General features: G+C 52.4%; 27 protein-coding genes and 1 riboswitch. Of the genes, 8 read left to right on the top strand and 19 right to left on the bottom strand.

Annotated features, from left to right (window positions below):
• Positions 1–681 (bottom strand): recombinase family protein (locus VMT71_18425; GenBank protein ID HVN25950.1); only part of this gene is annotated, 681 nt, incomplete at its 3' end.
• An 89-nt stretch (positions 682–770) separates the two neighbouring features.
• On the opposite strand from VMT71_18425, the gene VMT71_18420 reads away from it, so the two are divergent.
• The 4 genes from VMT71_18420 (at position 771) to VMT71_18405 (ending at position 3,590) form a co-directional block, all read left to right on the top strand.
• Entirely contained in the window at positions 771–941 is a 171-nt protein-coding gene (locus VMT71_18420; protein HVN25949.1) for a helix-turn-helix domain-containing protein, read from the top strand.
• Positions 942–1,312: 371 nt separating this feature from the next.
• On the top strand, positions 1,313–2,320 hold the full coding sequence (locus tag VMT71_18415) for a tripartite tricarboxylate transporter substrate binding protein (GenBank protein ID HVN25948.1): 1,008 nt from the start codon (positions 1,313–1,315) through the stop codon (positions 2,318–2,320).
• Between the two features lie 202 nt (positions 2,321–2,522).
• Positions 2,523–2,936 carry a hypothetical protein gene (locus VMT71_18410; GenBank protein ID HVN25947.1) on the top strand — a complete coding sequence of 138 codons (414 nt, stop codon included), beginning with the start codon at positions 2,523–2,525 and terminating at the stop codon, positions 2,934–2,936.
• A gap of 45 nt (positions 2,937–2,981) precedes the next feature.
• Positions 2,982–3,590, top strand: a complete 609-nt coding sequence (locus tag VMT71_18405; GenBank protein ID HVN25946.1) for a periplasmic heavy metal sensor — start codon at positions 2,982–2,984, stop codon at positions 3,588–3,590.
• A gap of 101 nt (positions 3,591–3,691) precedes the next feature.
• Here the strand turns inward: VMT71_18405 and VMT71_18400 are convergent, their stop codons facing one another.
• Positions 3,692–4,549: a class II aldolase/adducin family protein gene (locus VMT71_18400; GenBank protein HVN25945.1), complete on the bottom strand. Its 858-nt coding sequence runs from the start codon at positions 4,547–4,549 to the stop codon at positions 3,692–3,694.
• Positions 4,550–4,713: 164 nt separating this feature from the next.
• Between VMT71_18400 and VMT71_18395 the strand changes: the two genes are divergently transcribed.
• A complete protein-coding gene (locus VMT71_18395; GenBank protein ID HVN25944.1) occupies positions 4,714–5,301 on the top strand; it encodes a hypothetical protein in 588 nt (195 codons plus the stop codon).
• 62 nt (positions 5,302–5,363) lie between these two features.
• Here the strand turns inward: VMT71_18395 and VMT71_18390 are convergent, their stop codons facing one another.
• Complete coding sequence (locus tag VMT71_18390) at positions 5,364–7,106, bottom strand: M35 family metallo-endopeptidase (protein HVN25943.1); 1,743 nt, start codon at positions 7,104–7,106, stop codon at positions 5,364–5,366.
• Between the two features lie 58 nt (positions 7,107–7,164).
• Positions 7,165–7,563 (bottom strand): hypothetical protein, encoded by a 399-nt coding sequence (locus VMT71_18385; GenBank protein HVN25942.1) that lies wholly within the window; start codon positions 7,561–7,563, stop codon positions 7,165–7,167.
• A gap of 232 nt (positions 7,564–7,795) precedes the next feature.
• On the opposite strand from VMT71_18385, the gene VMT71_18380 reads away from it, so the two are divergent.
• Both VMT71_18380 and VMT71_18375 read left to right on the top strand, forming a co-directional pair.
• Positions 7,796–8,275, top strand: a complete 480-nt coding sequence (locus VMT71_18380) for a (2Fe-2S)-binding protein (GenBank protein HVN25941.1) — start codon at positions 7,796–7,798, stop codon at positions 8,273–8,275.
• Positions 8,272–10,440, top strand: a complete 2,169-nt coding sequence (locus tag VMT71_18375) for a molybdopterin cofactor-binding domain-containing protein (protein ID HVN25940.1) — start codon at positions 8,272–8,274, stop codon at positions 10,438–10,440. The genes VMT71_18380 and VMT71_18375 overlap by 4 nt, the downstream gene beginning before the upstream one ends.
• A 34-nt stretch (positions 10,441–10,474) precedes the next feature.
• Here VMT71_18375 and VMT71_18370 read toward each other — a convergent pair whose 3' ends face one another.
• The 8 genes from VMT71_18370 to VMT71_18335 form a co-directional block, all read right to left on the bottom strand.
• Positions 10,475–11,149, bottom strand: a complete 675-nt coding sequence (locus VMT71_18370; GenBank protein ID HVN25939.1) for a LuxR C-terminal-related transcriptional regulator — start codon at positions 11,147–11,149, stop codon at positions 10,475–10,477.
• A gap of 178 nt (positions 11,150–11,327) precedes the next feature.
• A riboswitch (cyclic di-GMP riboswitch) is annotated at positions 11,328–11,416 on the bottom strand.
• A gap of 94 nt (positions 11,417–11,510) precedes the next feature.
• The gene (locus tag VMT71_18365) at positions 11,511–11,891 is read right to left on the bottom strand and encodes a hypothetical protein (protein HVN25938.1); all 381 of its coding nucleotides are present in this window, start codon (positions 11,889–11,891) and stop codon (positions 11,511–11,513) included.
• 164 nt (positions 11,892–12,055) lie between these two features.
• Positions 12,056–12,253 carry a hypothetical protein gene (locus VMT71_18360; protein ID HVN25937.1) on the bottom strand — a complete coding sequence of 66 codons (198 nt, stop codon included), beginning with the start codon at positions 12,251–12,253 and terminating at the stop codon, positions 12,056–12,058.
• Between the two features lie 111 nt (positions 12,254–12,364).
• Entirely contained in the window at positions 12,365–12,646 is a 282-nt protein-coding gene (locus VMT71_18355; protein ID HVN25936.1) for a barstar family protein, read from the bottom strand.
• Entirely contained in the window at positions 12,637–13,200 is a 564-nt protein-coding gene (locus tag VMT71_18350; protein ID HVN25935.1) for a ribonuclease domain-containing protein, read from the bottom strand. Before VMT71_18350 ends, VMT71_18355 begins: the two co-directional genes overlap by 10 nt.
• 124 nt (positions 13,201–13,324) lie before the next feature.
• On the bottom strand, positions 13,325–13,831 hold the full coding sequence (locus tag VMT71_18345) for an N-acetyltransferase (GenBank protein HVN25934.1): 507 nt from the start codon (positions 13,829–13,831) through the stop codon (positions 13,325–13,327).
• A 92-nt stretch (positions 13,832–13,923) separates the two neighbouring features.
• The gene (locus VMT71_18340) at positions 13,924–15,567 is read right to left on the bottom strand and encodes an FAD-dependent oxidoreductase (protein ID HVN25933.1); all 1,644 of its coding nucleotides are present in this window, start codon (positions 15,565–15,567) and stop codon (positions 13,924–13,926) included.
• A 43-nt stretch (positions 15,568–15,610) separates the two neighbouring features.
• A complete protein-coding gene (locus VMT71_18335; GenBank protein HVN25932.1) occupies positions 15,611–16,120 on the bottom strand; it encodes a MarR family transcriptional regulator in 510 nt (169 codons plus the stop codon).
• A gap of 363 nt (positions 16,121–16,483) precedes the next feature.
• Here VMT71_18335 and VMT71_18330 point away from each other — a divergent pair, with 363 nt between their 5' ends.
• The gene (locus VMT71_18330) at positions 16,484–17,452 is read left to right on the top strand and encodes an amidohydrolase family protein (protein ID HVN25931.1); all 969 of its coding nucleotides are present in this window, start codon (positions 16,484–16,486) and stop codon (positions 17,450–17,452) included.
• A gap of 108 nt (positions 17,453–17,560) precedes the next feature.
• Here VMT71_18330 and VMT71_18325 read toward each other — a convergent pair whose 3' ends face one another.
• The 7 genes from VMT71_18325 to VMT71_18295 form a co-directional block, all read right to left on the bottom strand.
• Positions 17,561–18,034 carry a GNAT family N-acetyltransferase gene (locus tag VMT71_18325; protein HVN25930.1) on the bottom strand — a complete coding sequence of 158 codons (474 nt, stop codon included), beginning with the start codon at positions 18,032–18,034 and terminating at the stop codon, positions 17,561–17,563.
• Positions 18,035–18,086: 52 nt separating this feature from the next.
• A complete protein-coding gene (locus VMT71_18320) occupies positions 18,087–18,404 on the bottom strand; it encodes a hypothetical protein (GenBank protein ID HVN25929.1) in 318 nt (105 codons plus the stop codon).
• Positions 18,405–18,408: 4 nt separating this feature from the next.
• Complete coding sequence (locus VMT71_18315; protein HVN25928.1) at positions 18,409–18,687, bottom strand: BrnT family toxin; 279 nt, start codon at positions 18,685–18,687, stop codon at positions 18,409–18,411.
• 134 nt (positions 18,688–18,821) lie between these two features.
• Positions 18,822–19,106 carry a type II toxin-antitoxin system RelE/ParE family toxin gene (locus VMT71_18310; protein ID HVN25927.1) on the bottom strand — a complete coding sequence of 95 codons (285 nt, stop codon included), beginning with the start codon at positions 19,104–19,106 and terminating at the stop codon, positions 18,822–18,824.
• A 6-nt stretch (positions 19,107–19,112) separates the two neighbouring features.
• Positions 19,113–19,331, bottom strand: a complete 219-nt coding sequence (locus VMT71_18305; protein HVN25926.1) for a hypothetical protein — start codon at positions 19,329–19,331, stop codon at positions 19,113–19,115.
• Positions 19,332–19,488: 157 nt separating this feature from the next.
• Entirely contained in the window at positions 19,489–19,932 is a 444-nt protein-coding gene (locus VMT71_18300) for a CGGC domain-containing protein (protein HVN25925.1), read from the bottom strand.
• Positions 19,933–19,977: 45 nt separating this feature from the next.
• Positions 19,978–20,409, bottom strand: a 432-nt coding sequence (locus VMT71_18295; GenBank protein HVN25924.1) for a hypothetical protein, incomplete at its 5' end; no start/stop codon positions are given.

Here is a 20,409-nt window from a genome sequence, read left to right as displayed (position 1 = left end):
GCGCTTGACCTGCTGCGAGGTGAAGCTCCTGCCATTCCTTGCTTTGATATTTCTTTCTTCTAAAATCCTGCAGATGTCCACCAGCCGCGGAGATTTCTTGTAGAGCTGATTCACGATACGGATTACTTCTTGCTCCTCGGGATCTTCTTGCAGCCCGTTTCCGTTTCTACGGTAGCCATAGGGGACAGAACCTACCACAGCGCCTTGGCTCTTTTTGAACTCCATAGCCCGCTTAGTGCGATACTTCACCTGGCGCCGCTCCATTTCCCCAAGAAAAGCCTTCATGGCAAAATTGAGCCATCCATCGGGGAGAGAGGTGTCGACCTGGCCCTCGACGGTGTGGAGTTCGATATCGCGTTCATCGAGGAAGCGTTCAAGGGCGAGCAACGTCAGCATATCCCGTGAGAGCCGTTCAAGAGAATAGAGGACAATAGCATCAATACCGTTGCTCTCTATTCTATCGAGCAACACCATGAAGCCGGGCCGTGTCTTGTTTTTGCCTCCTGATATCCCGGCATCCTCAATGATATCAACTAGAGAAAATCCTTTGTATGAGCAATACCCTTCGATACGAGCCCTTTGATTCTCGAGGCTGACACCTTCCCGGGCTTGCTCTTCAGTGGATACCCTGATGTAGCCGATGGCGTTAATGTGATTCCCCTCTACTCGCTTTTCGTCCACTTATGTATATAATAGTCTACAGCTGCCCAAATGTCAAGGCCAAAACGACATATATTGACAATGGTAGACGATCATGTATATATTTGGCTATGGATAGGCTATATACGGTAAAGGAAACATGCAACCTGCTAAAGATATCGAGGGCGAAACTGTATCTCCTCATAAAGGGCGGAAGTCTGCGGTCTGTCAAGATAGGCAAGAAAACCCTCTTCAAAGAATCGACCATTCAGCGCTTTATCGGATCACTGAAAGAGACATGATTCGATATCGACAAATCCACTTACAAACTGTTAACGCTCCGGAGCCACGCCTCACGCGCATACTTCAGGCAACACCCCCAGCTCATGGTAGAACCCGTGTTTATTTTGCGTTGCTGCCTCTATGGCGCACGTTGGACATGCTGTGAGGGGATGGATAGCTGCGCCCCCTTTTAGTGCCTTAATTCTTTTTCGCTTCCAGTTCGCTACAGGCCTCTGTAGAGCTCACTCTGCCTAGGAGGTTACTTTTGTCAAGAAAAAGTGTATGGCAAAACCCGGAAGTTATTTCTATTGACAAGTCGTCGTCCGCTTCCTAAAATCAGGTTGTTCCAAACAGCAACACTTCACGCTTGCACAAAGAGTAAGGAGGAGTTATGCAAAAGCATCACAGTTTCAACTCCATTTCAACGGCCTTCTGCTTGATCTCTGTTTTCGCATTCATCATTCTTGCTCCTCCTGCGAGTGTAAAAGCCGAATTTCCGGATCGCCCGATAACCATGTACATATCAATGGCGCCGGGAGGCTCCGTCGATATCTGCTCAAGGTCCATTTCGGCTGCAGCAGAAAAGATCCTGGGCAAACCGATCGTCATCGAGAACAGAGCCGGGGGTGGTGGGACTGTGGCATTCGCTCTTGTGGCAAACGCGAAACCCGATGGGTATACGTTGTGCGGCGGTGTGAGTACCGGCATGGTCAGGGCTCCTCAGATGCAGAAGGTGACCTTCAAGCCCCTCAAGAGCTTTACCCCTCTCATCGCCTACGCCGCGCCGTACAACGGCATCGTAGTGAAGGCCGACGCTCCATGGAAAACATTCAAGGAATTGGTGGAATACGCAAAGAAAAATCCCAACAAGATAAAATACGGCACCGGAGGCATCGGCACAGCCATGCACCATGCGATGGCGTTTGTCGAACACCAGGATGGCATCAAATGGATCCACGTACCCTATAAAGGAAACGCAGACGCACTCACAGCTCTCCTGGGCGGCCACGTGGACGTGGCCTCCGTGGGCCCCGAGTGGGTGCCCTTTGTAAAATCAGGCACCATGAGGATTCTTGCCGTGACTGAAGAGAAGAGGAATCCCAATTTCGCAGACGTTCCCACCCTGAAAGACCTGGGCTACGATTTCGCAAATGAAACGGTTTTTTGTATCGCAGGGCCCGCGGGCTTGCCTGCTGACGTCACCAAGAAACTTGAGAATGCTTTCTCTAAAGCGGCGGAAAGTAAAGAGGTCAAAACAGCTGTGGAGAAGCTCGATCTGGTGCCGATTATGATTGTGGGAAAGGATTATGACGACTATTTGAAACGTGTCTGGTCAAGGCTCGAAAAGAATCTCAAAGAGACCGGGCTGATAAAGGAACCAGCCACAAGCCCTTACTAAGCCAATAGCCTGCGTAAGAGCAAGAGCCTGGTTGAGGTTGAGAAAGGGGCGAAACCTGTTCATCATTCTCAGGACCTGCTCGCCCTGCTGACTTCCCTTCTAACCGGTATTACATTACTTCTGTTGATACTATGAGTGGCAGGCTGTAAGAGCGCCGGACAGGACACGATGCGCATGTCTGCGGCTGGAAGGAGGGCTAACCATGCTTGGTCGTGACATCCAGAAACTGGAGCAGGATTTCCGTAGTTTTCGCAACAGGGTCAGGAAGATGGTCAAGGAAAGCACGGAAGAGGCGAACAGACACGTGCGGATGCAGAAACTTCCCATTGAAGTTCCTTTCCACGAAGGAGAAGCTGGGGCCTACCAACTGGTTTTAAGTATTCTCGATGAGTCGTCGGCAAAGAACTCGCCCATCTCTTTAAACGCCATTGAGGAAATTTACATAGGCTTTTTGCTAGACTACAAACGAATCAGGGGCAGTGCCGAGGCACTTGGGACGGTTCTGACAGAAATGCAGAATCTGTTCGAACTGCCGTCTGAAAAAGAATTAGAACAGAACGAGCGCCTTGCGAGAAGGGTGACGGAACACTCTGCGAAATCACCCGGCAAGAAGTAAGCCGCGAACGAGAGTTACGGCGCATATTGACAAAGGAGGCCGAGAATGAAGGAAAGAATAGCATTTGGGTTTGTCGCTCTGGCAGTTATCTCATGGGTAGCCTGCACTGATGCGTTGTGCCAGTTCACGCAGGGACCTCCCGGCAACCCTTCGGCAGCCGGCATCATGAGCGGAACACCGGTGTCATCACCGCCTCCACCGCGAGTCCCGGGAACACCCATGTCACCTCCTCAGGGAGGCATGACTGCTTTTACAATGGACATACCCTATGCAACACCCGAGACCAGTCCCATCGTTGCATACCTCGGTCTCACACGAGCCCAACTGGACAAATGTAGGGAGCTGAGAAACAGGTTCTATCGTGAGACCCGCGACCTCAGGTACGATTACTTCCAGAAGCAGCTGGAGATGAGAAAACTTTTCGCCGACCCCAAGGTCGGAGAAGCCAAGCTCTTGGAGAAGGAAAAAGAATTGAGCCCGATCAGACAAAAGATCCTGGATAAAGCTGCGCAGATAATAATCGCCGCAAGGACAATTCTGACTCCCGAGCAGATGGAAAAACTGGATCAGTTGCCTTTATTGGCTCCAGGGATAGGCATCAGTCCCGATCTAGGATTTCTGTCAGGCGACGTGTCCATGGGTAGCGGTGAATAGGCAACGTCTATACGCTGCGTAACCGGATGCGATCAGCATCCCGGCCCCCTGAAATCCATGATAATAATAAAGAGGCTGGCAAGCAGCCTCCTTCTGCACAGCTACTGCATATCAGGCATAGCCCTCTTGACGCGGCTGACCCAGGCATTCCAACCACGCTCAGGATTGCCAAGCGCGGCGGCTGCCGCTTTGGCCTCCTCATAGCTTACAGTCTTCACCTTCCCGAACTGCTGGGCACCAAGAAGAATAACAACATTGTCTCTAAGATCGATGGCTGTGCGAATTGCTTCCGGGATGCTTTTCCCAACCACGTTGCACCCGTGTCCCCGCATGATCATGGCTCTTGCTTTACCGAGTGTTTTTGCCACCCGATCCCCTTCCTCTTTTGTGGTCACCAGCATGCCCGTATTCCCGGGCGAGGTGAAGTCGTATTCGTTATAGAAGGGCACGCCTTCATAGAAGATAGAGCCAGGGTGTGAAACTATGCGAAAGGGTACTTCCGATACCGAAAGAATCACTACGGGAGTGGGATGTGCGTGAATCACGGAATTGACATCCGGCCTCGCCTTCAGGATCCCGGCATGGATGATACGCTCCTGATACGGCCTGAACTGGCTCTTGGTGACAACGTTGCCTTCCAGGTCGACCTCAAGGATATCACTCTTCGTCACAGTTTCAGGTGCTATTGCCCGGGCGATGAAAAATGTTTTGCTGTTCTCCGGGTTGCGAACGCTTATATGCCCGAGGTAATCAAATATATTCTCATTAGCAAGGATCCTGTTCGCCCACACGAGTTGATCAATCGCCTCGGCAGCCGTTTTGGGGTTAGGGTTGAAAGCACCTGAAACCTGGCCGAAAGAGGGCCCTGTCCAGAGCAACACAATTACAAGCACTACCAAGAGTGGCACAACACCCGACTTGAGAGACTTACGCGCCGAGATCCATTCCCTTCCCTTCATCACCGACCTCCCTTTAACAAATTTTCTGAGCAAAAACACTCTCTCCGCTCAATGTTAGAAGTGTGCCAGCCTGGAGAGAATGTTTCAACAGAAATCTGCTGTTCTTTTTCATCTTGCAGTGATAGCTCCATTATGTTTTGCCGAAAGAGGCCGAAGAACAGAACGTGAAGTATTTCTGGATTCTTGCTATCCTCTTCCTCGTAGCAGCCTACCATTCCTGGTCTGATCGCGCGATCAGCCGACCGCCCGGGATACTGGTCGCAGACGATCCCCTGCAGGTCGAATTGGACAAGCAGACTGAGATTCACAGGCAGAACATCTCATTGAAATGTCTCGCCTCGTTTGAGCTCAGGGCCCGGGTCGTACTTAGAAAGCGGTACTACTTTGGTCGCTCGGCAGACCTGGCGCCGGTGGATCTAGTGCTGGCATGGGGCGCCATGTCAGATGAGAACAATCTCAAACATTTCAGCTTCAGTCAGGGCGAGCGCTTCTATTTCTGGAGCACAAAGACCTTTTCTGTTCCTCGGGAGGTGGTGGAATCCCATACTGCAAACATGCACATGATCCCCGGAGACCGTCATGTCGAAAGACTGCTGAAGAGCCTGCGGCCCGGCCACATCATCCACCTGAAAGGCTATCTCGTGGAGGCTCGTGCGCCGGACGGGTGGCACTGGAGGAGTTCCCTTTCCCGCACGGATACCGGAGCAGGAGCATGTGAGCTGGTTCTCGTTCAATCGCTGGACGCAGTATGAAATGGGCCGGAGCAATGCTGCGTTTGCTCCGACCCCGGTACACGCGTTAGGACGAATTGACGTTAGACTTCTGCGTAATCTCCCTGCCAATTATAGCGGATATAGTAATCTCCTTTGAAGAAATATCCCTTTCCGCTGAACTGCTTATCTCCCTCCAGTGCAGTGTCGAAGGCTCCGGTGTATCCGGAAGGCAGGCAATGCCAATTCTCTGCTATCTTCTTGGGGTACCCGGCATCCGTCGTGTCGGTCTGCCAGTCATACCGCACATAGGAATCGCCCTTGAAGAAATAGCATTTGCCAGCGAAGGGGCCTCCGCCGTTGATTATCGCGTCGAACTTGTCTCTGAATCCCGGAGGGAGGTTATGCCAGTTGGCAGCAATCTTTTTGGGATATCCCGGGTCGACTTTGTCAGCGCCCCAATCATACCGGATGTACGAGTCCCCCTTGAAGAAGTAGCATTTGCCTGAAAAGGGGCCCTGACCGTTTACAGCATCGTCGAAACTACCCCGGAATGTATCAGGAAGATTGTGCCAGTTGTCAGCTATTTTCTTTGGATACCCTTCATCCACACTATCCTTTGTCCAATCGTATCTGATGTATTTGTCTCCCTTGAAGAAGTAACATTTTCCCGCAAAAGGACCGGCGCCGTTAAGGCTCGCGTCGAAACCGCCGGTGAATCCCACCGGCAGCTTATGCCAATTGGCGGCTGTCTTGAAGATGGAGCCTGGCACCGCGTCCATCGTGAGCGCTGGCGTATTTTCCGCAAAGTATTCATGCGAGTCGGCATTGTCAATCGCGTCGTTCGGATTGTTTTTGGCAAGCGTTCGTGCGCCCGACTGCCCATAGACATGATCGTCAGTGCTGGCAACCACGTTGAAATGGCTCGTCTCATGGACGATCGTGCCTCCCTGCGAATCTGTACCGGTTAAGGGCGCTGTCCAGAAGAGTTTGCAGAGATATACGACATAGGGTTTTGTGGGATACACGTAAGCGTAAGCGTTGTCGGTAGGAGTGCAATCGAAGGCCATGTTCTGATTCGCCACGGCATCCCATATTCTGTCAAAATGGCCATTCACTGTACTATAGCGGGAACCATCATAAGCACCGAACCATTCCTGGTAACGCCGGGCCGTGTACCGGGCCCAGCTTGGAGTATTCGTCAGCGCCGAGCGAGCTTCCGCAGCATACTTGACAGCCTGTGCGAGGGCATTGGTTATCGTACTCTGCTGGGAAAGTGAGCAGCCGTTAAACGAAGTCGTTTTCTTAAGAGGAACCGCACCCTTCAGCATCTTCATCCACGCTGTCTCGATGCCGTTCACTGTTTTGGGTCGCCTATTCTCCTCGAGCTTGAAGATCGCAGTATTGGACCTGACCGATAAGGCGCCAGGTGCCTTCGGCGCCATGTATCTTTTTGTCAGCAGTTTCGCATCCTCGATACCGGCGTGCAGGAGATGCGTCTTGTACCTCACGCTGTAATGCGCAGACTCGGCAATGTCATAGCCTTCCGTGAATTCAATCCTATACTTCAGAGTCTGACCCGGTTGAATGGTAACATAATCATCCTCAGCCGGCACGCCTCTCTTGTAGACTCTTCCCAGGTAGACGGCTTTCTTGCCATCATACTCCACGTGGAACATGTCGCTCTTAAATCCTTCCAGAGGCGTGTGCCACTTAAGGACCGAAATGGGTTTGTCCGACTCGTTTGTCATCGCAAAAAAGAGCTTTTGCGACTCAGCAGCCTTGTAGGTTCGCTTGTCAAACTCCAGACTCACGGCCAGGTTGGAACTCGATGCATTCTTTTTCATTCCTGCCTCCTTTTATTTCTTATTCACATGGTGTGACGACTATCCTTTCGCGCATGCTCTAAACGGCCACAACGCTGAACACGACAGGATCACCTTGAGCATCGATTGCCTGATGCTCGTCCCATGGTCTCGGAACATCTTGCCGATTCAGAACAACATCGTGAATACGTCCTTTGAACGTTACAGTGCACTCACTGCACAGGGGTAAAGAATACGCAGTGGTCAAGTCGAATTCCGCACGGACGCTCTCAGCGGAACCCAATTGGATATAATCATTTTCCTCCGGGTCTCCACGTTTCATGAGCATGCCTTCATACGGAATCTCCACGCCATCGCAGCTGACTTCAAATATTCTGCCTTTTATACCTTCCAGGGGAGTGTACCACTTCAGAACCCACACGTCTCCGGAAGAAAGGTTCTCCAAAGCAAAACCTATAATCACCGGGGCACTGGTCATGTAACTCGCCTCAGCGTGCAAACTATATCTCAATGTTATGTCCACACGTCACCTGCAACGGCGAACCAAACGGATTCCTGTGGAAACATTCCTCTTCATTATAGCAGCAACCATCAGCCCGACACCACGATATTTGTCACAACCAACGTTGCAAGAAAAGAGTCTTCGCTTTAGATTATAAAATCAAAGCAGAGAAGAACAAAGAAGAGTTTTGAGCAAAGAGGAGTGGACCATGATAAGACCTGTTGAATTCACGCTCAACAGAAAGAAGGTTCAACTGGAGACCGACGATGAAAGGATGCTTCTATGGGTCCTGCGTTCCGATCTCGCTCTCACCGGAACAAAATTCGGCTGTGGCGAGGCGCTCTGTGGTGCGTGCACGGTAGTCGTTGGTGGCAAGGCAGTGAGATCGTGTCAGACCCCGCTCAAAGATGTCGCCGGCAAGGAAGTACTCACAATAGAAGGACTGGCGAGAAACGGTAAGCTTCACGCTTTACAAAAGGCCTTCATAGAGCATGACGCCTTTCAGTGCGGCTTCTGCACATCCGGTATGATCATGAACGCATACGCGCTCCTCGCCGAGCAGCGGTCCCCTTCGGAGGCAGATATCATCCAGGGCATGGAGGATAATCTCTGCCGCTGTGCCTCTTACGCACGTATCATCACGGCAATTCAGACCGCTGCGAAAGAGCTGAAAGGAGGCCGGCGATGAAGAATGAGAGAACAACCAGAGAGAAGAACGCAGTGACTGGTCATGGTTTCTCTCCGGGCCGACGCCATTTTCTGAAGACGCTCGGCGGCGGGATCTTCATCTTTTTTTCGTATAGCATGCTCCCCGCAGCACAGGAACGGCCAGCGCCAGGCGGCCAGCCGACTCCTGTCGATTTCAATGCATTCGTCAGAATCGCACCTGACGGAAAGGTGAGCTGTCTTACGGGCAAGATAGAGATGGGTCAGGGTATCATAACTTCCCTTGCTCAGATGCTTGCGGAGGAACTGGACGTGCCCGTGAATTCTGTTGAGATGATCATGGGGGATACGGATCTCTGCCCTTACGACAGGGGCACGTGGGGTTCGCTCACCACGCGCTTCTTCGGTCCGCCCCTGCGAGAAGCCGCCGCCGAAGCACGCGCGGTTCTTATTGAGCTTGCCTCAGAGCGCCTCCACGTCGGCAAGGAAAGGCTCATCGTGAGCAACGGTGTCGTGCAGGACCGTAACAACGGCAAGAAGCAGGTTACCTATGGGCAGCTCGCGAGAGGGAAGATCATCGAGCGCCATGTGACACCAAGGCCCGCTCCAAAGCAGGTTTCACAATATACCGTTGTGGGGAAATCATATAATCGAAGGGATGGAACGCTAAAGGTAACCGGAAAGGCTCAGTATACAGGGGATGTGCGTCTACCCGGCCTGCTCTACGCAAGTATTTTGAGGCCGCCGGCACACGGCGCCAGACTGAAAAGCGTCGACACCTCCGCCGTCGATGCTGATAAAGACGTGACCCTGGTGCGCGACGGCGAGATGATAGCAGTGCTCCACCCGTTTCCCGATCATGCACAGAAGGCCCTCGCCTGCATCAAACCAGAATGGGAGATACCGCAGAGCGACCTCGATCCAAAAACGATCTACGCACATCTTTTGCGTGTTGCCCCGAATGGAGAGCCTGTGACTCAGGGCGGAGATCTGAAGCAGGGAGAACAGATGGCGGAGGCAACGTTCGAGGCGACGTTCTACGACCACTACATGGCCCATGCTACGATCGAAACGCACACCGCGATTGCAAAACCGGAAGGAGACAGGATGTTTGTGTGGGTATCCACGCAATCGCCCTTCGGCGCAAAGGAGGAAATAGCCCAGGCGCTTTCTGTCTCTGCGCAAAAGGTAAGGGTCATCACACCCTTCGTTGGCGGCGGCTTTGGCGGCAAGAGCGCCAGGGGCCAGGCGGTGGAAGCGGCGCGTCTTGCAAAGCTCACCGGGCGGCCCGTGCAGGTGGCACGCACGCGCAAAGAAGAGTTCTTTTACGACACGTTCAGGCCGGCCGGCATCGCCAAAGTGAGATCCGGAGTCGACAGCGCGAAGCAGGTCACGTTCTGGGGCTATGATGTCTACTTCTCCGGGCCGAGAGGTGCCGCGCAGTTATATGCAGTGCCCAACCACCGGGAAATGGTGCACGGCCACTATACAGGCAATCCAGGAGCCCATCCCTTTGCGACAGGGGCCTGGCGGGCACCGGGCGCTAACTTCAATGTCTTTGCCCGAGAGTCCTCCATGGACATCATGGCAGCGAAGCTCCACATCGACCCCGTCGAATTCCGCATGAAACATATAGGTCAGAAAAGGCTTCAGCGCGTGTTGACCATGGCTGCGGAACGCTTCGGCTGGAAGAAAGAGGCTGCGCCCAGCGGTCGCGGCATCGGCGTGGCCTGCGCGGAAGACGCAGGAGTTTATATAGCTGCCATGGGAGAAGTGGACGTGGACCGCGCAAGAGGACGCGTCCGCGTAAAACGCATCGTCTGTGTCCAGGACATGGGCGTTGTTATCAACCCTGAGGGCGCAACAATCCAGATGGAGGGTGGCCTCACCATGGGGCTGGGCCAGGCCTTGACCGAGGAAGTTCGCTTCAAAGGAGGCCAGATTCTCGATACAAACTTTGATACGTATGAGATACCACGCTTTTCCTGGCTCCCGAAAATCGAAACAGTCCTGGTCGAGAATAAAGATGTGCCGCCCCAGGGTGGTGGAGAGCCGCCGATCGTCACAGTCGCTGCTCTCATCGGCAACGCGATTTTTGACGCGACTGGTGCACGGCTCTATGACCTCCCCATGGCCCCAGAGCGTGTAAGGGAAGCGTTGGCCAAATCCGGGAAGAGCAAGATATAGCCGCAAACAGATTCGAAGTTTCTCCTGCTATTGTCTATAAAGGCTCTATATCTCGCTTATCCTCGCCTGAGAACTGCGTCACCAATGAGGCCAGGTGAGATCGGTTTATGGCTCCTGCTTTTCTCATGATGCTGCGGAGATGTGTCTTTATGGTGTGAATACTGAGGTGTAGCTTCTCGGCTATCTCCCTGTTGGTGTCGCCCCTGCAGATGTGCTCGACGATTCTTTTCTCCTGCGGTGTAAATCCCAGGAGTTCGCCTTTACTCGATACGAGGCCCGCACTAAGCAGAAATGACTTCACAGAAGGACTGTCGATCCAGAACTGCCCGCCCGTGATCGCCTCCAGTGCTTTTCTGAATTTAGCGCTATCCATAGTGCAAGAGATGATTCCGTGAACTTTTTGATAGAGGATCGGTACGGCAACGTTTTTTTGATGGGCATCGGTCTCCATCAGAATCACTTTCGATTTCGAAGGGAGGTCCAACCTCTTCTTATCAATCGTGCTGCTGTCTACGATGATTACATCAACATCGCCACCTGCCGGCTGACGTGTACAACTCTGGTATCCAAAACTCTGCACCAGCCCCGCGACCGCGTCGCCAATAATCGCACTACCCATATCAACGAAAATTCTTCCTTTAGGGATAACGTTGACCCCAGCTGAGTTTCCGCCAAAATCTCTTTCTGGCATGCCACGAGGCGATTTCATGACGACATAATCTCACGGGGCATATTTCCGGGCTTTTTCCGCGAGGGAGTTGGGGTGATGTTGAAAATTAGACGCGTGTGAGAAAGGCCTCGCATCTCTCCATACCTACCGTCACTCACATGCCGGAGAGATGCACAGGGAAGCCGTGGAGAAGCCAGAAAGAGAGACCTCTGCATCACCCGGCGACCCTGTGATCGTATCCGTTATCACAAACTTAGGCCAGTGGCTTTACGTCCCATCCTTTAGGATGGTTTGCCTTTATCGAGTTATGAACATTATCGACCCGATTGATCAGAATACAATCGCCCGAATGGTTACTCAATTAATACTAAAAGCTGCTTCTCCCTTCCTTCATACCTTTCTATTTCGTCGTGTGCGCCACCCGCACGTCTGGTTTCATCAGCAGTGAGAAGTGGACTGGCCGCTTCCTGCAGTCCTTGGAATGGAACATCTGTCTCGGGCTCTTTCTTATAAAGATCGTGCCGCAGGCGCATGTGGTCTGGCCGTAGGTGCGCTCCTTCATAGGCTCGGCATTCAGATTGACATACTTGAGACAGTTCTTGCAGTAGCCGGAGTGGTTCCCTGGCTCCAGGTCTTCACCACAGCGGGAGCAAACGAGATCTCCCTGTCTCTTTGGATGATCAGGATAGAACCTGTTGCCACAGACCCAACACTTGAAGACCTTAACGTCGTAATGGCTATCATCAACCATATACCCGGACTTGCATTTATCGCACAGCATCGGATCCTCCCCACTGCCTTCGTTCTGTCACGAGCTACTCTGCATTTTGCTCGTGCCGTTACTCAGTTATCAGACAGATCCGCTACTTAACCAATCGCCCGATCGGCCATTTGTTATCAGCAATAAGGCTTAAACCTTTTGGGGAGTCGGTGAGGCTCTGAGCGTCAGAGCACGATAGACGCCACGTGCGTATTGCCACTACTTAGAGGCTTCGATGGGGAACGCAGGCTCTCGACTGCCAGTCGTGTGCTGCTTTCAGTTGTTCTCAAGGCAATCACGATCATACCGAATACGATGGTCACTCCCATCAACCAGAAAGAACCAGTCACAAACCAGTCGAACCACGACGCCTTCTTCTTCATTCTTCAATCCCCCTGCGTGAGTTGCTCCTCACAGGAGACCCAACGCAATACATGTGCCAGGAGGACAATGCGTGGCTGCAAACCTTTTTGGTCGAACGAGGATGTTGAACGTCAAGCACTGATCTTCAGTTTAAAGTCGTTCCGTTCTTTTTCGACATCTTGAAATACCTTCAGTGCCCGATCGAAATCCTTGCCCATCGATTTTCTTGAATCGTCAGCGCGGCTCCACTCGATTTCAAACGGGCCTTCAACATCAGCCGAAAGGACATCCCAGAGCGCGTCGAGATTGCGGCCGAAATGTTCCGGCAACCCTAGTTGGCTTGAGAGCCGGTCGTAGAGATCTTCGAGCGAATGTATCGTCTCTCCCTTCAGAGAGAACCGCTTCAGCGACAAGCCGGAACCTTCGCGAATGTCTTGTAGTGATCTACGGTCACAAAACGCTTCCCGTCCTGCGAAAAGATAAGACGCTTAACACCCCGGTGTCCGCCCTTGTAATCGAGGTCTGCTTCGCGCCACTTCTTATCAGGCAGCCGCCCCTCCAGATTATTGAACCGATCGCCACCGATACTTGAGCCCCGGAGCGCGCTGACTGACCATAAGTCCTTCCCGGGTGTCCACCCCAATGACCGGGCTTCTCGCTTCGTCACAAATTTGGAAGGAAGCCTCGCGTTATTTGTGCTGTCGAGGAGGCGGAGCACGTCGACCAGCTCCTGTTGGTCGATCCCGGGCGAGAGTCGGGCATTGAGTGCGGCAACCACCTGCTCACAGGGTTGACCCTGCGCCTGCACGACCAGGAGAAGACTTGCCGCCAGGAAAAAAATTCCTGCTGCTATTCGTCCTGATGTCACTGTGATTCCCTTGACCGTTCTGACCCTGATAAGGGCAACCTGCTCATCGGGACTGTCGCAACGACACCGCTGAATCCCTTGCAGGTAGTAACCAAGCATACACCATATTCTATCGTATACTCTACCCTCAATGGGCAAGTCTCCCGGTCCACCTGTGAGGACAGACGCGCCGCACAAGACTCGGTGGGAGCCGGCGTTTCAGAGGGTCGGCTGCGGCGTCGCGTCAGTCCTTCGCATTGAAGCCTTGGTGAAAGGTCATGGTTCCAGCGGCTTTGCTTCCTTCAAACGGCAATGCGAGAAAATACTGTTGCGGAACGCCGTCTATAACGAGATTCGAAGGACTTCGGAATCCGAACCGTTCGTAATAGCCCGGGTCCCCCACGAGCACGCAAGCTTTTGCACCCAACGCTTTCAGACAGGACAAGCCTGCTCGCATCAGCTCCTTTCCAATACCCTGCCTGTGCAATTCCGGCAGGACAGGGATGGGGCCGAGACCGTACCAATCACGGCTGCCATCGGAAATAGTTGCTGGCGAGAAAGCTATGTGACCTACCATTTTATTGTCGATCTCCGCTACAAGCGAAATCGTAAGGGCCTTTGCATCTCGCAATGCCTTAACAATGAACTGCTCTGTATGATTGCTAATTGCGAGAGTTTCAAAAGCTGCTTTAGTAACCCCCGAAATCACTTCAATGTCCGACTCGGCCTCATTGCGTATTATAACGTTCATCCGTCTCGTACCTCCAATCTCGTCTGATTTGCGGCTGACGCCTGCATAACCGGGAGGCAACGGCCTTTGTTGCCGATCAGGTTCTGATTGTTCTATCCCCTCCAGTCCTCCATTATCTTCCCAAATGTCATCCGACCGCTCTTCAACACCCCTGAGTAACCGCCACCGGGATTCCCCCAGGCACCGGCTAGGTAAAGCCCTTTTACGGGAGTCCGGTTGTCGATCCTGTTCATGTAGCTATTGTTCAAGGCCTGTTCAAATCCGTAAATGCTCCCTTCGGTATTGCGTGTGAAATGCCAACAGGTAAGGGGTGTGGCTGATTCTTTCTCCTCTATCATGGAGGATAGCCCGGGGATCAGCTCTTTTTCCGCCCTCTCGATGAGGACAGCAGTCCATCTCTCTTTTTCCCTGTTATAGGCCTGCTTACGCTTTGCCCGGTAATCGGTTTCAAATTTGCGCCACGGTTCGTAGCCGCTCAGGAAAGAGAGATGAAGTGTTGATGTCCCGGGCTTTGAGTAGCCTTCAAAGAGGCTGTCGTAGAAGGTGATTCCAAAACTTCCTCTTTCCACATCGCCCTGGAGAGAATACCGATAGTCGGCTTCCGGCCCCTGGCCTGACACGACCGTGTATCGGTAGCCCCTGAACTTCTCCCTCAACTCCTTGTTCAGACCCAGCCAGACAATGAACATGGAGATGCTCGGCCGGTACTCCTCGAGTTTCTTCAAGTAGGGTAACGGCAGGCTGCCGCGTGGCAGCATTTTCTTTAATGTAACAAGGGCGCTGCCATTACTCACCACTGTGCGGGCCGGAAGTGTTTTCCTGTCGGCCAGCGCAACTCCTACGACGGCCCCATCTTTGACCATGATCTTCTCTGCGAGCGCACCATAGACTACTTTTCCGCCGGAAGATTCGATGGCGCCTGCCAAGGCGTCACTCAGCGCCTGACAACGAGGCTTGACGTAGTAAGAGCCGTTACGGAGACTCTCCCCGAAGGCAACGGCATAATAAAAAGCAGAGAGTCTGGAGGGAGGGAGTCCGTGGGATCCCCATTGGGCAGCCAGCACATTTTGCAGCAAAGGATTCTTCACAAAACCGCTCAGAAGATCCGCAAGGGTCTTATCTTTCACGTTCCACATTCGGGGATACCGGATCGGAAAATCGCCGGCCGAGGTCTTGTCTCTTTTTTCCTTCTCTTGCGCCGTCCGTTGGCTTTCTTCGGCAATGCCGATCATCTCGTGGACGACTCGCTGTATACCGTCTTTCTCTTCCGGAAAGCGCTCCGACAGGCCCGCAATCAGAGCCTGCGGGTCTCGTGAACGCACGCCAATCTCGAAATCGGATCCCTTGATCCTTACGACCTCCGGCAGTTCAACAAGCTGAAGCTTCTCCAGCACGCCAAGCTCTCTCAAGATTTGGGCAGTTGAGTTGTTGTGAATGCACGTAGCCTTCAGGGAGACTTCAAAGGTGAATTTGCCACCGCTACGATCGAAAGAGGTTGCGTATCCTCCTGGTATCGAGTGTTGTTCGACAACCGTTACCGGAAACCCGAACCTTGATAGATAGGCACCGCAGCAGAGGCCCCCAAGCCCTGCACCGATGATGACCGTTGGGTAGTCGGTCTTTGGCTTTACCGCAGAGGCATACGCTGCAATGCTGTTCCAATCGAGCCCAACCGCTGCTGCGGTCACGGCGGAAACCCTCAAGAAAGAACGCCTCGATATCGGATCGTGTCGCATGTCTGTCTCCTGGTCCAGAGCCGCTATCAATGTTTCGCTGCAATCAGGTGGAGTGGCCTCGTCCCTTACTTCGTTGCGGCTCGCGACGGAGCTCGACTGCTGCCTCAGTCGTCTCTGCAATACGATCCAGAAGCCCGGCGGCAATCCTGAGCAACTCCTGCTCGGCAGGTGTCAGCTCCTTGTCTATAACCCGCGCCAGTTGCGCTCGTTGGTCACGAATATCTCTGGCGAGCAACTCGAGTCCAGCTTTCGTGATCTCGAGTGGGTTCTGCCTGTGGTCTTCGCTGCCCAACCTGCGAATGATGAACTTGCCTCTCTCCAGGTCCGCAATCAGGCGGGTCAGCGATTGCGGCCTGATGCGCAAATAGGCTGCCAGTTCCGCTGCAGTGGCTTTCCCTTCGCGCTGGAGACGTCCCAGGACTCCGAGTTTCGTTAGCGTCAACCCGTCTGCCGGCCGAGTGACGCGCAGCACACGAAAGAGCCGAAGGAGACTGCGGTGCAACTGATACGCTGTATCAGTGACAGAGACAGATAGTTCCTTGACCATGTTCATAATAGCAAGTTTAGCTTAGCAATTGTATCAGGTCAAGTAGACTTATTAGCCGTATTTATATCTATATTGCTGGGTATGGCCCTATCATATCCGCTAGTAAGTTACTAAGTATGACTGTCTTATTTAGGCAAAGAGACTCAGAGCACGCCTTCGCCGCACTACCCCGTTTAGCGTCCTCTGCAGCACCATCCTCTGCAACGTGTCTCCTAGTAGCCTTTTGTTGACACATAGCGACAGCAAGGTTATCGTATCCAGGGCCGGTCGGGTGACTCCTGGAGGGGACAGCCCGGACTTCATCGGGGGATGCATCTTTCCGGCGAGAGGGCTGTTCCTGTAAGCAACAAGAGACATAGAAAGGAGCATATGATGATCGTCGATTTCGAACATCATTACCTTCCCGAAGAACTGTTTCTCAGGAAGGGAGGAAAAAAGGGGGAAAAAGTAATTGCCTACAAAGACGGAAAAGCCTCGTCGACGCTGCAGCCGGCGCTCTGCGATGCGGAGGAGCACCTCAGGGTTATGGATTCGGCCGGGATAGATGTGGCGGTGCTGTTGAAAAGTGCCGCACCCTTGGACCCCCGCGCCGTCCTGGAAGAAACAAAGTTATGGAACGACGGGACGGCCGAGATGATGAAGCAGTATCCGAAGAGATTTGTTGCCTTTGCCCCCATTCCGCCTCTCCGCGGAGAAGAAGTTCTGTACGAGATGGAGAGGGCCATCAGTTCCCTGGGATTCAAAGGCGTTCTCATCGATGCTCAGGTCAACGGCCTTACCCTGGATTCAAAAGAATTGTGGCCCTTTTACGAAAGGGTAAGCGCCCTCAAGACACCTATCTTCGTTCACCCGAGTGGGGTGCCCAAGGGTTTTGATATCCTGGATGCCTCCTTTGACCTTTACAGAAGCCTCGGAAGGGAACTGGACCTGATTGCGGCGACGACAAGAATCATTCTGGGAGGTGTCCTTGATGACTTCCCTGACCTGACATTTGTGATAAGTCACAAGGGCGGAGGCATCGTTGCACTGAAGGAGCGCATGGAGCATTGGTTCGGCGCTCCGGGCTCGGGCGGCGCCCTGCACCGCATGTCCTTTCACGAGCATTTCGAGAAGATATATTTCAACCTGGCGGGGCACCACGGCGGCATGAATTCCGTCAAGTGTGCCCTGCTGGACATCAGCCCGACCCGTCTCGTCTTCGGCACCGACTACCCGCACGATTTGGATAATCCGCTCAACATCAAAGCTTATATCGACAACATCAAGGAGCTTGAAATCGGCCGGGAGAATAAGGATTTGATGCTGGGGGGTAATGCCTACAGGCTGCTCGACCTGTAAGGTCGGCATTCCGCAAAACGCATATTTTGCTCCAAGTCCGATACATGCCGCCAACGTCCGTCACGGATTTCCTCTGCCAGACGATAGGCTGCGGCAGAAAGTGACGTGTTAATCCGTCAGCCGATCCCGATAGATGCCCGGCGACGACCCCTCGATAACGATCGCCCCCACCGCCTTGGAATAAAACACCGCTGGACCAACCGCACCTATGATGGCGTACGCAAACCCGCCTGCTCTCATGGCGTGCAGGCAAGACAAAAGCAACGCTTTGCCGATTCCCAAGCCTCTCATATTCTCGGAAACGCCTGACGGACCGAAGAAGTTCTTGCAAGCACTGTCATAACAGGCAAAACCGATGATCCTTCCTCCTTCTGTGGCGATGTAGCAGGAAACAGGGTGATTGCTGAAAGAAACGTCGCACTCACTCTCCCATGCTTCGTTGAATGTATTCCGCACCCATTCAGCAACCCGATGCTTTTCGTATGGCATGGCGGCACGAATCACAATGCCACGACGATTAAGCACGTCGATGAGCGGAGACACATCCGGAAGGTCATACAGTTTGACGAGCATATCTGGCATGCGACATTGACCTCCTACGTTCTCAGTTTCGAATCCGAAGCGAACGTACGGCTCAGCGAGAGTGGCCGCCTTTTGCCCCGATCCGCTGCAGCCGATGGTTATCCTGTTTTGACGTTAGTTCTCCCTCTATGTATCTGTGGATTATACCGGATATGAGGGTTTGATATGGGATACCCATTTCCATTGCTTTCTTCTGGATGCCCTGGTAGTCGTGATCATATAAGCGAATGGTTATTCTTCTGTTCTTAACCAATGTCTTCTTTGCCGTCGCTTTTATAGCCGCAAGCTCCTTCTTTGAAGGCGTGGAAACCTTCATTTTGCCTCTCTCATAGGCCTCAATAATGGCTTTTTCTTCCTTATCGTATTTCATGCCGTCAACCCTCCTGCTCTTTCATGTACGCCTTCGTTGCCTTTCGGCTCGGTATTATCGTCTTGAGGAAAATGTAATCTTCTTCAACCACGTGGGGAACGAGATAAACGTATTCTTCCACAATCACGAAGTAGATCCTCTGCCCGGGATAGTTTTCCTGGTCGGGATGATCTGCGATCTTCCACACATCACCGCGGGGTAGGTGAAACAGTACCTTCTCGAATGAGATATTCCTCTCTGCCTTCAACTGCTCATTTTTCTCCGGATCCCATTCGTATCTCATGGTTCAATTGTACATCTTTTGTCTGTACAGATCGAGGCAGTATCGTAAGGTTGTTTTGCAAGGATAACGTGGGGATCAGCTACGAGGCGATTCTGCCGAGTTAGCCGCATCCGCTCGTTATCCTGCTTTTGTTCTCATTGTCGATTCTTCAAATACTGCTTCAAGTCTCGGTAGTAATTCTCATGAGGTCCAATCATAACAAGTTCTAAGTCGCTACCGGTCTTTCGATAGGCAAGCAAGTATTGTGTTGTTTTAAGTTTGAACTTATGAACAAACACGCCTTTCAGGTCACCTTTCTTTTCTTCCCCGATAGCCGGATTCTCCGCTATCTTCTTTACCTCTCGATCTAAAGCCGCCTTTTCAGGCTTTAGCATCTTTTTCACCGTCTTCTCAAAGGAGGCCGACTGGTAGATTTTCATAACGTCTTACCCAAACTTGTATTCCGTCTTTTCGTCCTGATTCAAATCATCCAGCCCGATCAAGATTTCCTTTATCAGGGAGTATGGTAAATCCGGATTCTCTTCGGCGCACTTGCCCAAGCGCGCCCAATGTTCTATTTGGCCGGCCAGAGATCGGTGGTCAATCCGCCCGAATTTCTTTGCTTCATCTACAAGTTCTTCAGATATTCTTACTGCTGTAGCCATGGCTATTCCTCCTCGACTCTATGTTGCAAGGTGTATACATAGTATCTCATTTCATTGCATAATGCAACGCCAGATTGCTCAGTTGTTTCTGAAGGATAACAGAAAGCTGAGCCCAGAGGCGGAGCGCTTTCCCCCGCCGATTGGCTCCAGCGCCTGGTTAGCCTTCCTCGTCTTTGTTCAAAATAATATCAACCATCGTTTTTCCGGGTTGGCAGAATACCTTTTTTACACGACGACGAAATTCTTCCGGGGTAACATGTTCTTCGTGCGTGCCAATTATAATTCTGACGCTTGGAAATAATTGTTCGAGTGCACCCTTGTATTTTTCTTTAAAAGGACAGAGTGTTTTAATGCAATAGGAAAAATGAATGGTATCGACTCCGAAATCAGTCAATGCCCGGATTCTCTTAATTAGCTTGTCCGGTCCGGTAAGCGTTGGACAGCCAGGACAACTTATGATGCCAACTAAAGTGAGCTTTTCACTCTCAGCATATTCGCCGAAAGTTCCTTTCCGCTTTCGGAAATCTGCCAGACAGCTCACAGATGAGCAGCCGAGGTCTTGGGTTGCATTAGTGCATGTCAAAATTCCGATTCTTGCCATATGTCGTATTCCTCCTCTATGTCATTGTTAGGGCTAACGCCTGAATTAAGCCGCGCCGCGAAGCGGCGTCTGCTTGAATGAGTTGTTAGGCATGATTGGATTTTCCCCACTTTCTGAGTCGCCCGGTAATCCCCTCATCAGCGCGAACACACCCCAACCCAGGTATTCACGCGTGTAAGCCGCGTAGCGCTCGGGTTCCGAGTTCAGTTTGGCTCGAACATCTTTCGCGAACTCGTCGTCGGGATTGGCTTCAAGCCATCGGCGCATGGTGAGCCACTTGGCCGCCTCGTATCTGTCCCAGCTGTCTTGGTCTGCCAAAACCATTTCCACGACGTCGTAGCCGAGGTGGCCGAAAGACGCGAGAAGTTCTGGAAGCAGGAGAAAGTCGGAGATTGAGCCGGCAAGACACCCCCTGGCAACATCTTCCGTCGGCGGTAACTGCCGCCAGTAGGGCTCGCCGATGAGGATGATCCCTCC

It is taken from the genome of Syntrophorhabdales bacterium, from assembly GCA_035541455.1.
GTDB lineage: Bacteria > Desulfobacterota > Syntrophorhabdia > Syntrophorhabdales > WCHB1-27 > JADGQN01.
The sequence above is the reverse complement of the archived record's forward strand: the minus strand, read 5'-3'. Positions and strand labels throughout refer to the sequence as shown.

Bases quoted from the DNA above. Each gene is read 5' to 3' on its own strand.
- VMT71_18420 (HVN25949.1), top strand. From the start codon at position 771: ATGGATAGGCTATATACGGTAAAGGAAACATGCAACCTGCTAAAGATA.
- VMT71_18415 (HVN25948.1), top strand. From the start codon at position 1,313: ATGCAAAAGCATCACAGTTTCAACTCCATTTCAACGGCCTTCTGCTTG.
- VMT71_18410 (HVN25947.1), top strand. From the start codon at position 2,523: ATGCTTGGTCGTGACATCCAGAAACTGGAGCAGGATTTCCGTAGTTTT.
- VMT71_18405 (HVN25946.1), top strand. From the start codon at position 2,982: ATGAAGGAAAGAATAGCATTTGGGTTTGTCGCTCTGGCAGTTATCTCA.
- VMT71_18400 (HVN25945.1), bottom strand. From the start codon at position 4,549: ATGAAGGGAAGGGAATGGATCTCGGCGCGTAAGTCTCTCAAGTCGGGT.
- VMT71_18390 (HVN25943.1), bottom strand. From the start codon at position 7,106: ATGAAAAAGAATGCATCGAGTTCCAACCTGGCCGTGAGTCTGGAGTTT.
- VMT71_18385 (HVN25942.1), bottom strand. From the start codon at position 7,563: ATGACCAGTGCCCCGGTGATTATAGGTTTTGCTTTGGAGAACCTTTCT.
- VMT71_18380 (HVN25941.1), top strand. From the start codon at position 7,796: ATGATAAGACCTGTTGAATTCACGCTCAACAGAAAGAAGGTTCAACTG.
- VMT71_18375 (HVN25940.1), top strand. From the start codon at position 8,272: ATGAAGAATGAGAGAACAACCAGAGAGAAGAACGCAGTGACTGGTCAT.
- VMT71_18370 (HVN25939.1), bottom strand. From the start codon at position 11,149: ATGAAATCGCCTCGTGGCATGCCAGAAAGAGATTTTGGCGGAAACTCA.
- VMT71_18365 (HVN25938.1), bottom strand. From the start codon at position 11,891: ATGCTGTGCGATAAATGCAAGTCCGGGTATATGGTTGATGATAGCCAT.
- VMT71_18360 (HVN25937.1), bottom strand. From the start codon at position 12,253: ATGAAGAAGAAGGCGTCGTGGTTCGACTGGTTTGTGACTGGTTCTTTC.
- VMT71_18350 (HVN25935.1), bottom strand. From the start codon at position 13,200: ATGCTTGGTTACTACCTGCAAGGGATTCAGCGGTGTCGTTGCGACAGT.
- VMT71_18345 (HVN25934.1), bottom strand. From the start codon at position 13,831: ATGAACGTTATAATACGCAATGAGGCCGAGTCGGACATTGAAGTGATT.
- VMT71_18340 (HVN25933.1), bottom strand. From the start codon at position 15,567: ATGCGACACGATCCGATATCGAGGCGTTCTTTCTTGAGGGTTTCCGCC.
- VMT71_18335 (HVN25932.1), bottom strand. From the start codon at position 16,120: ATGAACATGGTCAAGGAACTATCTGTCTCTGTCACTGATACAGCGTAT.
- VMT71_18330 (HVN25931.1), top strand. From the start codon at position 16,484: ATGATGATCGTCGATTTCGAACATCATTACCTTCCCGAAGAACTGTTT.
- VMT71_18325 (HVN25930.1), bottom strand. From the start codon at position 18,034: ATGCCAGATATGCTCGTCAAACTGTATGACCTTCCGGATGTGTCTCCG.
- VMT71_18320 (HVN25929.1), bottom strand. From the start codon at position 18,404: ATGAAATACGATAAGGAAGAAAAAGCCATTATTGAGGCCTATGAGAGA.
- VMT71_18315 (HVN25928.1), bottom strand. From the start codon at position 18,687: ATGAGATACGAATGGGATCCGGAGAAAAATGAGCAGTTGAAGGCAGAG.
- VMT71_18310 (HVN25927.1), bottom strand. From the start codon at position 19,106: ATGAAAATCTACCAGTCGGCCTCCTTTGAGAAGACGGTGAAAAAGATG.
- VMT71_18305 (HVN25926.1), bottom strand. From the start codon at position 19,331: ATGGCTACAGCAGTAAGAATATCTGAAGAACTTGTAGATGAAGCAAAG.
- VMT71_18300 (HVN25925.1), bottom strand. From the start codon at position 19,932: ATGGCAAGAATCGGAATTTTGACATGCACTAATGCAACCCAAGACCTC.